This is a genomic window from Youhaiella tibetensis (genome assembly GCF_008000755.1).
In the GTDB taxonomy this organism is placed as follows: Bacteria; Pseudomonadota; Alphaproteobacteria; order Rhizobiales; family Devosiaceae; genus Paradevosia; species Paradevosia tibetensis.
Genome location: NZ_CP041690.1, coordinates 947,477 through 962,514, shown reverse-complemented (window position 1 = coordinate 962,514; position 15,038 = coordinate 947,477). Strand labels below are relative to the sequence as shown.

The 15,038-nt window shown below is 66.5% G+C and carries 10 protein-coding genes and 1 tRNA gene; 9 read left to right on the top strand and 2 right to left on the bottom strand.

Features of this window, described 5'->3' with window-relative positions:
- Positions 1 to 107 precede the first annotated feature (107 nt).
- Both FNA67_RS04650 and FNA67_RS04645 read left to right on the top strand, forming a co-directional pair.
- Positions 108 to 728, top strand: coding sequence for a L,D-transpeptidase (locus tag FNA67_RS04650; RefSeq protein WP_147655230.1), 621 nt, complete (start codon positions 108 to 110; stop codon positions 726 to 728).
- 49 nt (positions 729 to 777) lie between these two features.
- Entirely contained in the window at positions 778 to 2,634 is a 1,857-nt protein-coding gene (locus FNA67_RS04645; protein ID WP_147655229.1) for a ubiquitin-activating E1 FCCH domain-containing protein, read from the top strand.
- A gap of 17 nt (positions 2,635 to 2,651) precedes the next feature.
- On the opposite strand, the gene FNA67_RS04640 is transcribed toward FNA67_RS04645, so the two are convergent.
- Positions 2,652 to 2,728 (bottom strand) — tRNA-His (locus FNA67_RS04640).
- 279 nt (positions 2,729 to 3,007) lie between these two features.
- Between FNA67_RS04640 and FNA67_RS04635 the strand changes: the two genes are divergently transcribed.
- The 7 genes from FNA67_RS04635 to FNA67_RS22375 all read left to right on the top strand — a co-directional run bounded on the left by FNA67_RS04635 (position 3,008) and on the right by FNA67_RS22375 (position 13,960).
- The gene (locus FNA67_RS04635) at positions 3,008 to 5,842 is read left to right on the top strand and encodes a sensor histidine kinase (protein WP_147655228.1); all 2,835 of its coding nucleotides are present in this window, start codon (positions 3,008 to 3,010) and stop codon (positions 5,840 to 5,842) included.
- A 77-nt stretch (positions 5,843 to 5,919) separates the two neighbouring features.
- Entirely contained in the window at positions 5,920 to 6,948 is a 1,029-nt protein-coding gene (locus FNA67_RS04630; protein ID WP_147655227.1) for an extracellular solute-binding protein, read from the top strand.
- A 62-nt stretch (positions 6,949 to 7,010) separates the two neighbouring features.
- On the top strand, positions 7,011 to 8,615 hold the full coding sequence (locus FNA67_RS04625) for an ABC transporter permease (RefSeq protein ID WP_082201835.1): 1,605 nt from the start codon (positions 7,011 to 7,013) through the stop codon (positions 8,613 to 8,615).
- A gap of 71 nt (positions 8,616 to 8,686) precedes the next feature.
- Positions 8,687 to 10,168 (top strand): ABC transporter substrate-binding protein, encoded by a 1,482-nt coding sequence (locus tag FNA67_RS04620; protein WP_308499095.1) that lies wholly within the window; start codon positions 8,687 to 8,689, stop codon positions 10,166 to 10,168.
- Positions 10,169 to 10,480: 312 nt separating this feature from the next.
- Positions 10,481 to 11,434 (top strand): ABC transporter permease, encoded by a 954-nt coding sequence (locus FNA67_RS04615; protein ID WP_147655225.1) that lies wholly within the window; start codon positions 10,481 to 10,483, stop codon positions 11,432 to 11,434.
- The gene (locus tag FNA67_RS04610) at positions 11,431 to 12,270 is read left to right on the top strand and encodes an ABC transporter permease (protein WP_147655224.1); all 840 of its coding nucleotides are present in this window, start codon (positions 11,431 to 11,433) and stop codon (positions 12,268 to 12,270) included. The genes FNA67_RS04615 and FNA67_RS04610 overlap by 4 nt, the downstream gene beginning before the upstream one ends.
- Positions 12,257 to 13,960: a dipeptide ABC transporter ATP-binding protein gene (locus FNA67_RS22375; protein ID WP_170267208.1), complete on the top strand. Its 1,704-nt coding sequence runs from the start codon at positions 12,257 to 12,259 to the stop codon at positions 13,958 to 13,960. The genes FNA67_RS04610 and FNA67_RS22375 overlap by 14 nt, the downstream gene beginning before the upstream one ends.
- On the opposite strand, the gene FNA67_RS04600 is transcribed toward FNA67_RS22375, so the two are convergent.
- Complete coding sequence (locus FNA67_RS04600; RefSeq protein ID WP_147655222.1) at positions 13,961 to 15,013, bottom strand: dipeptidase; 1,053 nt, start codon at positions 15,011 to 15,013, stop codon at positions 13,961 to 13,963. It lies immediately after the preceding gene.
- Positions 15,014 to 15,038 lie beyond the last annotated feature (25 nt).

The following is a 15,038-nucleotide window of genomic DNA, read 5'->3' as shown; positions in this document are numbered from 1 at the left end:
CGATTTTGACATGGCCCGGCAAGGATTGGGAAACCACTTTGCTTCACTGCCCCTTGGCGAATTGTAGGCACAATCGAGTCAAATTTTATCGATTTGGGGGCCCTTTCATGTTGCGTTTCACCCGCGCCGCCGTGTGTGCGCTGGCCGTTACGGCCGCGCTGACCGCCGATGCCTTTGCCGGCCAGATCCAGCAATATCCGTGGGTCTACGCGCCGCCGCCGGGGATCACGCTGGTCAACGGGCGGCCCTCCAACGCCCTGCAGCTCCAGTCGCGCTACCGCATGAATCCGGTCTTCCTGCGCCAGGTCGTGCGCATCTCCTCGAACGAGCATGCCGGCACCATCATCGTGGATACCAACCAGCACTTCCTCTATTTCGTGCTGGGGGCCGGCAAGGCGCTGCGCTACGGCATCGGCACGGCCAAGACGGGTTTCGAGTGGTCCGGCACCCATCGCATCACCAACAAGCGCGAGTGGCCCGACTGGACGCCGCCGGCCGAGATGCTCAAGCGCCGTCCCGACCTGCCGCGCCACATGGCGGGCGGCGTCAAAAATCCGCTCGGCGCCCGGGCGCTCTATATCGGCTCGACCCTTTACCGCATCCACGGCACCAACGAGCCCTGGACCATCGGGGGCGATGTGTCCTCCGGCTGCATCCGCATGACCAATGACGATGTGATGGATCTGTTCAGTCGCGTGCAAATTGGCACGAAGGTGATTGTGCTTTAGTTAGGAATTTCAGGCACTGTGCGGCCCCAAATACTATTGGGGCCTGGTCGTGCGCAATTTCCTCAAGCTGGTCGGTCGCTTCGGCGCCGACGAACGGGGCGTCTTCGGCGTGATCTTTGCCGTGATGGCCATCGTGATCGTCGCCTTCTCGGGCGCGGTGGTCGACTACGTCTCGGTGCAACAGGCCAAGACCCGCGCCCAGGTCGCCCTCGACGCCGCCGCCCTGGCGCTGCAGCCAAAGATTTATACCGATACGGAAAGCCAGATAAAGGCCACGGCGGATAGCCTTGTTCTCGAGCGCATCGCCGATAGCGCTATCGAGGCCCATGTGACTTCGGCAACCTTCAATCAGACCCTGGGGACATTGCAGCTCCAGGCTTACGTGAAGATCGATACGCTTTTCGTGAAGCTGGTCGGGGTCAATTCCCTCACCGCGTCTCTCCTGTCGGAAGCCACGCGCGGCGCCACCAATATCGAGGTTGCGTTGGCCCTCGATACCACGGGCTCGATGGGGGGCAGCAAGATCAAGGCCTTGCGTGATGCGACCAACGAGCTGATCGACATCGTCGTCAAGGACGTACAGACCCCGACCTATTCCAAGCTCGCTCTCGTACCCTATTCCGCCACGGTTAACCCGGGCATCTATGCGGACGCCGCGCGCGGCCCCGTGGACAGCGCCAAGCCGATCAACGGGGTGGCGTGGGCGAAGCGGGCGGGCACCAACATAACCGCAGTGACAAAGGCCAATCCTGCCAAGGTGACGTCAGCCGGTCACGGCCTGAGTACAGGCGACACGGTCTGGATCGACGACGTCGCGGGCATGACCCAGCTCAACAAGAAAGCCTACCGGGTCACTCGCATCGACGCCAACACGTTTACGCTGCAGACGACGGCGGGCGCCAACGTCAGTTCCTCAAGTTACTCGAACTACAGTTCAGGGGGGACGGTCACCGCGTGCAAAACGTCGGGCTGCGAAATCAACGTCACGACCAGCGTCGCGCATGGCTTTGCGACCGGGATCAACGTCTATCTGAAAAGCGTTGGCGGCACGTCGAAGATCAGCAACTCGGCCTACGCAATCACCCAGCAGTCGGGAAATGCCTTTTCGCTAGATGGCACCAATCCCACCACCATCGCGTCCAACTCGGTCAGTCCGCCCACCAAGACGACCTATCAATCTTACAGTTCCGGGGGTGATGCCTACTGCGCCATGCTCGGGTGCGAGTATTACTACTTCAAGCGCGCCTCGGGCGATTGGGTCGTTTGGCAGATCAGCACCTGCGCCACCGAACGCACGAGCTATGCCTTCACCGATGCTTCGCCGAGCACGGCGCTGCTGAATCCGAACTATCCGAGCTCGACGGCCCCGTGCGTCACGGTGCCCATCGTACCGCTGACCACCGACAAGACCGCGCTGCACGACACGGCAGATTCGCTGCCAGCCCAAGGCGCCACCGCCGGCCATCTCGGGCTGGCATGGGCGTGGTACATGGTCTCGCCCAATTTCTCGAACATGCTTCCCGCCGCCAGCAAGCCCGGCGCCTACGATGCCGAGAACCTGCGCAAGTTCGTAATCCTGATGACGGACGGCGCGTTTAACACGATGTACTGCGATGCCGTCCTGAGCAGGGACGCGACCAACGGCAACAACAGCGTCAAAAACAGCTGCAATGCTCCGAACGGAAGCGCCTGGACGCAGGCAACCAAGCTGTGCACCGAGATGAAGAAGGAAGTGACCGTCTTCACGGTCGGCTTCGATATCGACAACGACACCACCACCCAGAATCTGATGCGCAATTGCGCGACGAGTTCGGAGCACTTCTTCCTGGCAAGCAACGATGCGCAGCTTCTGGACGCGTTCCGGAACATCGCCGAGACGATCTCGCAGCTACGCGTATCAAAATAACACTGAAGAGGGGGAGGTGGTACCGCCTTCCCGGTTCGAACGGGAGACCCCTAGATCCACAATCTAGTGCTCTAACCAGCTGAGCTAAGGCGGCACGCCATGTTCAGAGCTCGGTGGCGCCGGGGCGCCGAGACCCCAGCGTGGAGCCAGGCTCTGAAAACGGGCGGAACATAGGGCGAGTTTTTCGATCTGGCAAGCGTCGATTTAACGCCGTGGAAAACCCTCCTGGCTTAACCATGGATGGCAATTGTGACACCCGGGCAGCTCACGCTGCTGGACCCTCGCGCAAGGGCGCGATATTTGGAATTATGTTAAGTTCCGCGTAAGGATTGTGCCAATCCGGTACATATGCGGCAGAGTTCGAGCTGGCGACGTGACAGACGGTCAATGGATCAAATCGCCAACGGCGCGCCGCGTCTTGGAGCACTGGGCGGATGCCCGGCCGGCTTGGCTATGGTCCGGCGACGGTGCCGAGCTGCTGTGGCGCAATGGCGCCGCACGCCTGTTCCTGGCCAAGATCAAGAAGAGCGGGCCCAAGCTGCTGGCTTCGCCGGTGCCGATCAAGGGGCAGGTACCCCGATTGATCCGCCTGGGCACGACCGGGCGCTCCAGCCTCTCGCGCATCCAGTTCCTGGCCGGCGACAAGCCGATCTCGGCCACCTGCGCGGTGACCCCGCTGCAACTGGCCGACGGGTCGAACGGGCTGCTGATCGTGGCGGTCGATCCCATCGATTCCACGCTCCTGCCCGAGGCCACGCCGGACGACGTCACCCGCCGCTGGCTGCCGCAGGGCTCGCAATATCTCGTTCTCGACCGCGACCAGCGCGTCGTGGCCGCTTCGCCGCTGGCCAGCAACCTGGGCGATGCACTCGCGACCGTTGAAGGCGGCGGCTCGATCACGCTCGATGGCCATCTCTATGTGCCGGGCAAATATTCCGCCGGGCCGGCCGGCGAGACGCTGATCGTGCTCGAGCGCTCCGAGGCGCCGCAAGCCATCGTCGCCCCGGCGGTCCCGGTAGCTGAGCCCGAGGAGCCACCGGCGCCCGAAGCCGAGCTCGAGGCCTGGGCGGAGGCCGACGGCCCAGAGGAGCTACCCGACAGCGCCGTCGATACCCGTATCGATCCAGAATGGGCCGAGGTCGAGGCGGCTGCGCGCGCCACGCTCGAAGCGCCCGAATTCGCGCCGGTCGCGGACGAGCCGGAACCCGAGCTGGCCGAAGAACCCGAGGTGCACGAACCCGCGCCCGCCGAGACGGGCCGCCTCAGCGGCCTTTTCGAAAAACTCTCCCACGACGAGGAGCTCTACGCCCCGCTCCCGCCCTCCGAGGAGGAGGCAGGCGAAGACGTCGCGCCGGTCGAGCCTGAACCCGAACCCGAGCCCGCGTCCCCTGCCCTCGTCCGCGTCGTCGCGCGCCGGTTCACGCCCTTGGTTTCCGAGGGCGCTCAGGCCGATGAGTTGCCCGCCGACGAAGCGGCGCCCAACGAGTCGCTTGCCGCAGCTGAGATCGAACAAGCCTCCGGTGAAGACCTCGCGCCGCCCGAGGAGCCCGTCGTCCCGCCGCAGGCCGAGGAGCCGGTGGCCGATCCCGAGGCCGTCGAGCGTGTGTCGCGCTACAATTTCGATGAGCTCTCGCGCATCCTCAACGACCGGGTGAGCGGCGAACTCGGGCCGCAGAGCCGGCGGACCACCATCGAGGAAATCATAGAGGGTGACGGCGCCGCGGCGCCCGCAGCCTCCTCCCCGACGCCCGCCGCGAGCGGCTCGCTTGTCAACCTGGGCGGGGAAACGCTGGTGCTCAACCGGCTCCCGCTCGGCATCCTGGTCTTCCGCGACCAGCAGGTGCTGTTCGCCAACCGCGCCATCACCGAGATGATCGGCTACGATTCGGTGGAGAGCCTGCGCAATGCCGGGCTCGCCTCGATCTTCCCGGCCGCCAGCGACGAGCAGCCCGAATCCGGCCCGGTCAACCATCTGGTGCAGCGCGACGGCACGCTCGTGCCGGTCACCGCGCGCCTGCAGTCTATTTCCTGGCAGGGGCGCCCGGCGCTCATGCTCTCGGCCAGCGCCACCGAGGTGCGAACCGGCCACGAGGGCGCGGTGCGCGCCTTTGCCGAAATGCTGGCGGAAACGCGCGAGGACGGCTTTGTCGAAGCCAACCGCGCCGGCGTCATCAGCGGGGCGACGCCCCACGCGCTGGTCGCCCTGCAACGCGGCACCGAACAGCTGGTCGGCAGGCCGCTGACCGCGATCATCGATCGCCAAGACCACCCGGCACTCCAGGCCTTCCTCGAGCGCCCCGCGCGGTTCGCCGAGACGGCACGGCCGGTGCTGGTGGCACGCGGCATCGAACCGGGCGTCGAGGTCATGCTGTTCGCCCAGGGCCAGGCGGGCATCGTCACGGGTTATTTCGGCTTCGTGCGTCGGCGCGAGGGCGCGAGCACCCTGCCGACGCCCAAGGGCGGCGACAGCGATCCGGCTCTGCTCGGCCGGCTCAGCCGCGGCCTGCGCCGGCCGCTCAACACCATCATCGGCTTTTCCGATCTCATCGGTTCGGCCGCGTTCGGCGAGATCGGCAATCCGCGCTATCGCGAATATGCGCTCGACATCAAGACCGCCGGCCAGGAGATAACCGCGCTCGTCGACGAGTTGGACGATTTCACGCGCCTGCGCGACGGGCGCTATGCGCCGCGTCCTTCCGATGTCGATCTCGGAGCGCTCCTCGAATCCTGCGTCATCCGCGTGCGCGGCCAGGCCAATGGCGCGCGCGTCTTGGTGCGTTCGGCCATTTCGGAGCGCCTGCCCCGCATCCGCGCCGACCGGGCTTCGCTGGGGCAGGCCGTGCTCAACCTTCTGGCCAGCGCCATCGACCAGACCCCGGTTGGCGGCGCGGTGGTGCTTTCGTCCCAGCTCGAGGACGACGGGTCGATTTCCGTCCATGTGCGCGACAGCGCCAACCGCCATGTCGACCAGTCCGAGCGCTTCGTCGTCTTCCGCGACGGGGTCAGCAAGGATGGCGAAACCCTCACGCCCATCCGTTCGACCGTCGGGCTGGCCCTGACGCGCTCGCTGCTGGCGGTCAACGCCTGCTCGCTTTCGGTCGATCCGGCGGGGAGCGTGGGCACCATCTTCTCGCTGCTCATTCCGCGCGAGCTGGTCACCCGGGACGCCCTGCCCGCGCCCGCCGACGAGGCCGATCCCGCCCCCTGAGGGTATTTCTTGACACCTCACGTCACAATTTGCAGAACGGGTCGCCGACCGGATCGGCGTCTCAAACGGAGCGCGTCATGAAGACCTTCGCCACCGCCCTTGGCCTGCTGGCTCTCATCGCCGCCACGCCCGTGTGTGCCCAGAGCGGCGTGGTCAACGTCTACAGCTATCGCGAACCGGGCCTGATCCAGCCGCTGCTCGATCTGTTCAGCCAGGAAACCGGTATCAAGACCAATGTGCTGTTTGCCGGCGACGGCCTCATCGAGCGCGTGGCGGCCGAGGGCGAGCTCTCGCCCGCCGACGTCATCGTCACCGTCGATATCGGCAATCTCGCCAATGCCAAGGACCTGGGTGTCTCCCAGGCCATTCCCGCCGAGGCGCTGGCCCGCGTGCCGGCCGCCTATCAGGATCCGGACGGGCAGTGGGTGGCGCTCTCCCTGCGTGCGCGCGTCTTCTACGCCAGCAAGGATCGCGTCACCGAAACCGCCCTCACCTACGAGGATATCGCCAAGCCGGAATGGAAGGGGCGCCTCTGCACCCGTTCGGGGCAGCATGTCTACAATATCGGGCTCATCGCCACGCGCATCGCCCATTGGGGCGTCGACAAGACGCGCGACTGGCTGACCCATGTGCGCGACAACCTCAACGGCAAGCCCACCGGGGCCGACCGTGACCAGGTCAAGCAGATCCTCCAGGGCACCTGCGACCTGGCGATCGGCAACACCTATTACATGGGGCTGATGCTCAATAACGAAGCCCAGCCCGAGCAGAAGGAATGGGCGGCCTCGGCGCGCATCATCTACCCCGACGCCGATGGCGACGGCACCCAGGTCAACGTCTCGGGCGCCATCATCACGAAATACGCTCCCAACAAGGACAATGCCGACAAGCTCGTCGAATTCCTGCTCTCGGACGAGGCCCAGCACATCTATGCCAGCAGCAACTACGAGTTCCCCGTGGTCGCCGGCGTCGAGCCGTCCGAGCTGGTGGCGAGCTGGGGCGAGCTCAAGGCCGACAAGACGCCGCTGACCGAGATCGCCGCCCACCGCAAGGAGGCGAGCGCACTGGTGGACGAGCTCAAGTTCGACGACGGCCCGCAGAACTGAGGCCCGCCATCACTCCCTCCGAACCAGGTGAGGCCGTATCGCTGGCCGCGAGGCTGCGCAGCGTGCCGCTCTCCGCATTCGGGCTGCTCCTCATCATGGGCCTGCCGCTGCTGTGGTTGATCGGGGCCGCGGTGATGGCCGGGTTTTCCGGCGACAACGGGCTGGCAGCCTCGATGCTGCCCGTGGCCTTCCGCGAGACGGCGGTGCTCATGGTCAGCGTGGGGCTCATCACCGGCATCGTCGGCCTCGTCGCCGCCTGGCTCACCACGCATTTCGACTTTCCGCTGCGGCGGTTCTTCGATTGGGCCCTGATCCTGCCGCTGGCGGTCCCCACCTACCTGGCGGCCTATTGCTATACCGAGTTCCTCGATTTCACCGGGCCCGTGCAGCAGGCGATACGCGCGCTGACCGGCGCCAGCACCATCAAGGAATACTGGTTCCCCAATATCCGCTCCAATGGCGGGGCGGTGCTGGTGATGAGCCTGGTGCTCTACCCTTACGTCTATACGAGCTGCCGCGCCTTCTTCCTCATGCAGTCGGGAGCGGTCACCGCTGCCTCGCGCGTGTTGGGCGCCAGCGGCCTGCGCACGTTCTTCGCCATCGTGCTGCCCCTCTCGCGTCCGGCGCTCATCGTAGGTGTGACCCTCGCCATGATGGAGGTGGTCAACGATCTGGGCGCAGTGCAGTATTTCGGCGTCAACAGCCTCACCGCCGTCATCTACGCCACCTGGATCAATCGCGGCAATTTCGGCGGCGCCGCCCAGCTGGCGGTGATGATCGTGCTGGTCATCGGCGTGTTGATCCTCGCCGAGCAATGGGCCCGCCGCAACCGCATCTACCTCGCCCATCGCGACAGCCGCACCCCGCCGCCGCGCGAGCGGCTGCGCGGGGGGCGCGCCGCCATCGCCTTCGGCTTCTGCCTGGTTCTGCTCGGCGCGGGGTTCGGCGTGCCGTTCTTCCAGTTGCTCGATCTGTCGCTGCGCCAGGCCAGCGTCGCCGATCTGGCGCCGACCCTTGGCGCGCTTACCACCACCGTGGGGCTTGCGACCGGCGGCGCGCTGATCACCGTGGCCATCGGGCTTTACGCCGCCAAGAAGAGCAATGGCGGCAAGACCGCGCGCAATGTCATCCGGCTGGCTACCCTTGGCTATGCCATGCCCGGCACCGTGCTGGCGCTGGGTCTGCTCCAGCCGCTGGGCCTGGGCGACCGCTGGCTCAATTACTTCACGCGCTGGGCCTTCGACTGGATGCCGGGGCTCGTGCTTTCCGGCTCGGCCATTGCCCTGCTCTACGTCTATGCCATCCGCTTCCTTGCGGTCAGCCATTCCACGCTCGATGCCGCCATCAAGAAGCGCGGACAGTCCATGCTCGATGCCGGGCGCGTGCTGGGGGCCAAGGGCATCGACCTGCTCGTGCGGGTCGATCTGCCGACCCTGGCGCCGGCCCTGCTTTCTGCGGCGACGCTGGTCTTCGTTGAGATCATCAAGGAGCTGCCGGCAACGCTCCTGCTGCGTCCGCTGGGCGTCGAGACGCTATCGACCCAGGTCTATGCCAAGGCCAATGCCGCGCTCTTTGCCGACGCGGCCCTGCCCGCTCTCGCCATCGTGCTGGCGGGGCTGGTGCCGGTCATTCTTGCTACGCATTTGAGTGCAAGGAGAAAGGTTTGACACGGCGGCCACGCCTCTCGTGATCGGCAATCGCCTATAAGGGTAGGAAAAGGGTCCACGGAGAAGCAATGATGTTGAAAAAGACACTGATCGCCGCCGCGCTGGCGCTCCTGGCCAGCACTGGCATGGCCATGGCCGCCCGGACCGATATCCGCATCGGACTCGTGCTCGAGCCCACCGCGCTCGATCCCACCACCGCGGCAGGCGCGGCCACCAAGGAAGTCACCTATCTCAACATCTTCGAGGGCCTGACGCAGATCGACCAGAACGGCGCCGTGCAGCCGCTGCTCGCCACGTCATGGACCATCTCGCCCGACAATACCGTCTTCACCTTCAAGCTGGCGCCCGACGTCAAGTTCCATGACGGGACCCCGTTCACGGCTGACGACGTCAAGTTCACGTTCGACCGGCTCCTCGCGCCCGACAGCACCAATTCGCAAAAGCAGCTCTATGTGGATGCCATCGATACGGTCACCGTCATCGATCCCACGACCGTCGAGTTCAAGCTCAAGGCGCCCTCGGGCAATTTCCTCTTCGATATCGGCCGCGGCGCTGCCGTCATCGTCTCGCCCAAGAGCGAGGCGACCAACGCCACCAGGCCCATCGGCACCGGCCCCTTCCGCTTCGTTCAGTGGGACAAGGGCAGCCGCGTCGTGCTCGAGCGCAATCCCGGCTACTGGGGCAAGGCGCCGGCGCTCGAAAAGGCGACCTTCGTCTTCATCGGCGATCCCGCCACCGCCGTGAGCGCGCTTCTCGCCGGGGATGTCGACGGCTTCAACAATTTCGCCGCGCCCGAAGCGGTGGATATCTTCAAGGCCAATCCCGCCTTCACCGTCGCGGTTGGCACCACCGAGGGCGAGACGATCCTCGCCACCAACAACAAGCGCAAGCCCTTCGACGATCTCAAGGTGCGCCAGGCCATCGCCCATGCCATCAACCGGCAGGAGCTGATCGAGGGCGCGGGCCACGGCTTCGGCGTGCCGATCGGCTCGCACTTCGCTCCCGCGCACCCCTATTATATCGACCTCACCAACACCTATCCGTTCGACCCGGCCGCCGGGAAGAAGCTCCTGGCCGAGGCCGGGTATCCCGATGGTTTCTCGACCACGATCAAGCTGCCGCCGGTCCCCTATGCGCGGCTCGGCGGCCAGATCCTCGCCCAGCAGCTCGCCGCCATAGGCATCAAGGCGCAGCTCATCAACGTGGAGTGGGCGCAGTGGCTGACGGACGTCTATACCAACCATGATTTCGACCTGACCGTGATCAGCCACGTCGAGCCCTTCGACATTGGCATCTATGCCAATCCCAACTACTATTTCGGCTACGACGACCCGGAATTCCAGGCGATCATTGCCAAGCTCAACGCCACGACCGACGAGGCCCAGCGCAAGGACCTGGCACAACAGGCCCAGAAGCGCCTCGCCGACCAGGCCGTCAACGGCTTCCTGTTCGAGCTGGCGCAGGTCGGCGTCTGGAACAGCAAGGTCGAGGGTTACTGGCTCAATGCTCCCATCGAAGGCGTGGTCCTCAAGGGCATCCACTGGGTGGACTGAGGCCAACTCCCGCCCCTCGATGCAACACCCCAACTCCAGCCGTCCCCCCAAGGGGTTGCACGACTGCGCCACAGAGCCTCCGGCCCTCCCCCATCCTCGGTCCCTCCCCAGGGAGGTTTTGGGGCACCAACGGGCCACGGCGTCTGCAGCCCTCCCCCACCCTCTATCCCTCCCCACAAGGGGGAGGGAGGCTTTGGGGCGCGACCGAGCCGGCAGGTCTCCCTCCCCCTTGTGGGGAGGGAACAAGGGTGGGGGTAGCCACGCGCTCCCCGCCAGCACCCTGACTCGCCCACCGACCACCGGGTTGGTGGCATGAGCCTCTACCTCCTCCGCCGTTTCCTCGGCTTTGCGATCACCCTCGTCGTCGCCGCGGCGGCCGTGTTCTTCCTGCTCGACCGCCTGCCGGGCGATCCGGCCCAGTTCATCCTCGGGATCAATGCCAGCCCGGACGCGGTGGCGTCCCTGCGCAACCAGCTCGGCCTCGACCTGCCGCTCTGGCAGCGCTTCACCGACTGGCTCCTTGCCATGTTCCGGGGCGATTTCGGCGTCTCCTACACGCAGAGCGCCCCGGTCGCCGCCCTCATCGGCGAGCGCCTCTGGGTCACCCTGCCCTTGGCCGGCTTTGCCATGGTTCTCTCGATGGCGATCGGCCTCCCCATCGGCATTCTGGCGGCACGCCGGCGCGGGTCGTGGCTCGATACCGGCCTGATGCTGTTGGCGCAGATGGGCATCGCCGTGCCCAATTTCTGGTTCGGCATGCTGCTCGTCCTGCTGTTCTCGATCACCCTGCGCTGGCTGCCGCCAGGCGGCTTCACGCCCTGGCAGGAGGATTTCTGGGCCGCCCTGCGCGCCATGGTTCTTCCCAGCCTCGCTCTCGCCCTGCCGCAGGCCGCCATCCTCGCGCGCGTAATGCGTACCGCCCTTGTCGACGTCCAGAATGCCGATTTCATCCGCACCGCCCGCGCCAAGGGCATGACGCTGGGTGAGGCCGTGTGGCGGCATGGCGTGCGCAACGCACTGCTGCCCATCCTCACCATCCTCGGGCTGCAGTTCGCCTTCCTCATCTCGGGGACGGTGGTGGTCGAAAACGTCTTCTACCTGCCGGGCCTGGGGCGCCTCATCTTCACCGCCATTTCCGAGCGCGACCTCATCCTGGTGCGCGGCGCCGTCATCATCCTGATCGTAGCGGTCACCGCCTCGATGTTCATCGTCGACGTGCTCTATGCCGTGGTCGATCCGCGCCTGCGCGGAGGTCAGCAGCCATGAACCGCCGCTGGCACCCGAGCCTTGTCATCGGCCTCGTCGGCACCGCGATCTTCCTCGCGCTGGCGCTGACCTCGCTCTTCTGGACGCCCTACCCCATCGACCAGATCGACCTCGCCCGCAAGTTTGCCGGCCCTAGCCCTGAGCACTGGCTGGGTACCGATTTCTTCGGACGCGACATGCTTTCGCTGGTGATGGCGGGCACCCTGACGAGCTTCGTCGTCGCCGCCATTGCGGTCGCCATCGGCATGGTCATCGGCGTGCCGCTGGGGCTCATCGCTGCGGCCTGGGGCGGCCCGGTCGAATGGCTGGTGCTGCGCGTCAACGACTTCCTCTTCGCCTTTCCGGCCATCATCACGGCCATCCTCATCACTGCGCTCTTCGGCCCCGGCGCCACCAATGCCATGATCGCCATCGGCATCTTCAACATCCCGGTCTTCGCCCGCGTGGCGCGCGGGGGAGCCCTCAGCCTCAAGTCGCTCGACTACATCGGGGCGGCGCGCCTCGCCGGCATGGGCAATTGGGAAATCTCCCTGCGGCACCTCCTCCCCAACGTCGCCAGCCTCATCATCGTGCAGGCCACCATCCAGCTTGCGCTTGGCATCCTTGCCGAGGCGGGCCTGAGCTATGTGGGCCTGGGCACCCAGCCGCCGGCAACGAGCCTGGGGCTGATGCTCAAGGACGCGCAGTCGATCTTCCTGCTCCATCCCTGGCTCACCTACGTGCCCGGCCTATCCATCGTGCTCATCGTGATCTCGCTCAACCTGGCCGGCGATGGCCTGCGCGACATGCTCGATCCTCGCCTCAAGCGGGAGGGCCTGGCCAATGCCGCTGCTTGAGCTCGATGACCTCTCGGTGGCCTTCGACGGACCGCCCGTCCTCGCCGGCGTCAGCTTCGCGCTCGAAAAGGGCGAGCGTTTCGGCGTCATCGGGGAGAGCGGCTCGGGCAAGACCATGATGGCGCTCGCCATTGCCGGGCTGCTGCCGGAAGGCGCGCGGCGCGGCGGCGCCATCGCCTTCGACGGCCAGCGCCTGCCCGAGGGCGAGCGCGAGTTGGCCCGGTTGCGCGGACGGCGGATCGCGATGGTGTTCCAGGAGCCCATGACCGCGCTCAACCCACTGATGCGCGTGGGCGCACAGATCGCCGAAGCCGTCGCGCTAAGCAGAACCAACGCCTCCGTCGAGGCCCTGCTGGGCGAGGTCGGGCTCGATCCCGTCCATGCCCGGCGCTATCCGCATGAGCTTTCTGGCGGCCAGCGGCAACGCATCATGATCGCCATGGCGCTGGCGGGCGAGCCGGACCTGCTCATCGCGGACGAACCCACGTCGGCGCTCGACCTCATCACCCAGCGCACCATCATCGACCTCATCGCCGCCGTCTGCGACCGGCGCGGCATGGCCCTGATCTTCGTCAGCCATGACCTGCGGGCGGTCGCGGCGCTTTGCGCCCGCGTGCTCGTGCTCCGGCAGGGCGAGGTGATGGAAACGGGTCCTGCGACCGATGTGTTCGCCGCGCCCCGGGCCGAGTACACCCGCCAGCTCATCGCTGCCGCCCGTCCGACCATCGGCGCAGTCTTCGCCCCGGCAGGCGCGCCGCCGCTGCTCGAAGTGCGCAACCTTTCGCGCCATTTCCGCCAGCCCGGCGCGGCCTGGTTCGCGCCCGGCCAGCCGATGGCCGCCGTCAACGGCGTCAGCTTTTCGGTCGCGGCTTCGGAGTCCGTCGCCATCGTCGGGCCCTCCGGCTGCGGCAAGACCACCCTGGCCCGCATCATCGCCGGTCTCGACCGTGCGACCGGCGGCGAGATGATTCTCGACGCAGGCGCGCACCGCCCCGTCCATCCCTACCCCCGCACGTCCCCGGCCGCAGAGCCGGGGCCCACGGGTCCCTCCACCAACGAGGAACGGGGGGATGACCCTCGGATCACGTCCGGGGCAATCCAATGGCGGGGAAGCGGAAGGACGCTCCCCACCAGCACCTATCACGGCTCGGACCTCCCCCGCGCCCTGCGCCGCGACATCTCGCTGGTCTTCCAGGACCCCTATGGCAGTTTCGATCCGCGGCTCGAAGTCGGCCGTGCCGTGGGCGAACCGCTACGACTCGAAAGTGGACTTGCGCCCGCCGACCGACTGCGCCGTGTGAGCGAAGCGGTCCAAGCCGTGGGGCTCTCGCCCGCGCTCCTCGGGCGCTACCCGCACGAATTCTCCGGCGGGCAACGCCAGCGCCTCGCCATCGCCCGCGCATTGGTGACCCGGCCGCGCCTCGTGATCCTCGATGAGCCGGTCTCGGCGCTCGACGTCTCGCTACGCGGCGACGTCTTGGCGCTCCTCAACCGGCTGCGCGCCGACTATGGGCTGGCCTATGTCGTCATCAGCCATGACCTCGATATGGTCAGGGCGGTCAGCGACCGCGTGCTGGTCATGGAAAAGGGGAAGATTGTCGAGGAAGGCCGCCCGGCCGAAATCTTCGCGCACCCGCAGCATCGGCTGACGCGCGAACTGCTTGCCGCGCGCCTGCCCGACGTCGCCTGATCAGCCGATCACGCGCTCGATGAGGTCGAGCCAGTTGCCGCAGGCCAGGCGCCCGATCAGCGCCTCGTCATAGCCATGCGCCTTGAGCGCGTCGATCAGCACCGGCAGGCCAGCGACCGTGCCGATCGCCGCCGGAATGTTGGCGCCGTCGAAATCCGAGCCGAAGCCGACGCGGTTCTCGCCGAGCTTTTCGATCAGGTAGTCGAGATGGCGCACCATGATCTCGATGTCGGTATCGGCCCGCATGGCGCCATCGGGGCGCAGGAAGCCAGTGGCGAAGTTGAGCCCCACCATGCCGTTGCTTTCGGCGATGGCGTCCAGCTGCTTGTCGGTGAGGTTGCGCGCCGAGGCGCAGATGGCGTGGACATTCGAGTGCGTCGCCACGAGCGGCGCCTTTGAGACCTTGGCCACGTCCCAGAACCCCGCCTCGTTGAGATGGGAAAGGTCGATGACCATGCCCAACCGGTCGCAGGCACGCACCAGGTCCTTGCCCGCTTCGGTCAGGCCCGGGCCTACATCGGGAGAGGCCGGGAAGTGGAAGGGCACGCCGGTGCCGAAAATGTTGGCGCGGCTCCATACGGGACCGATCGAGCGCAGGCCCGCCGCGTAGAGCACTTCGAGCATGTCGAGGTTGGCGTCGATCGCCTCGGCGCCTTCGATGTGCATCAGCGCGGCAATCCTGCCGGCGGCGATGGCGGCGTCGATCTCGGCGCGGCTGCGGCAGAGCGCGACCGGGCTATTTTCGGCGCGCGTCAGGTCGAGCAGGATCCGCGTCATGGCCAGGGTGGAGGCGCGGCCCTCCTCGAGCGTCAGCGGCGCGGGCAGCGGCGGGTTGCCGCCGATGGCGCCCGGCGCGGTGAAATCGGTCTTCTTGGGGTTGGGCGGAAACATCGCGAAGAAGCCGCCGACGAAGCCGCCCTGGCGGGCACGCGGCAGGTCGAGATGCCCGTCCCGGGTTCCCTCGATAAAAGCCTTGGTGGGGTCGGCCGCGTAGTCGTTGAGCAGTCGCAGCAATACGTCGTTGTGGCCGTCAAAGACCGGGATGGGCGTCATGGCTTACCGGGAGGAAGTGAGAGCA